Below are 375 nucleotides of genomic sequence, written 5' to 3' on the forward strand. Positions count from 1 at the left end.
CGCCTGATAGTTGTCATGTTCCTCACGGGCTTCGTTCAACGTGACGTCGCCCGTCGCTACGATGTTCGCGGCCCCCGTACCGTTTTCAACGCCATTCGTCACGCCCGCCGTGAGTGACGAACCCGTCAGCGCTACGTTGCCTTTCGACGTTTCAATGCTCACCGCCGCCAGGGTCGCATTGCCACCGGCCGTAATTTGCGTGCCGACGGTGCGTTCGTCATAAACGTGATCGACTTCTTGCCGCGTCTTGCTGTCCGCCGCAACGTTGTCGAGCTTCGCGGTATCCGTGACCGTCGTCGCCGTCAAATTGCCGCCAACTATTGCAGAAAAATCCTTACCGGCAGAAACGGTCGCGCCCTCGAGCGTCATATCGGC

The 375-nt window shown here is 59.7% G+C and carries 1 protein-coding gene; it reads right to left on the reverse strand.

Features of this window, described 5'->3' with window-relative positions:
- The coding region (locus ACV229_RS40775; RefSeq protein WP_448088687.1) for a hemagglutinin repeat-containing protein at positions 1 to 375 on the reverse strand (375 nt) is incomplete at both ends.

It is taken from the genome of Burkholderia sp. MR1-5-21 (assembly GCF_053427715.1).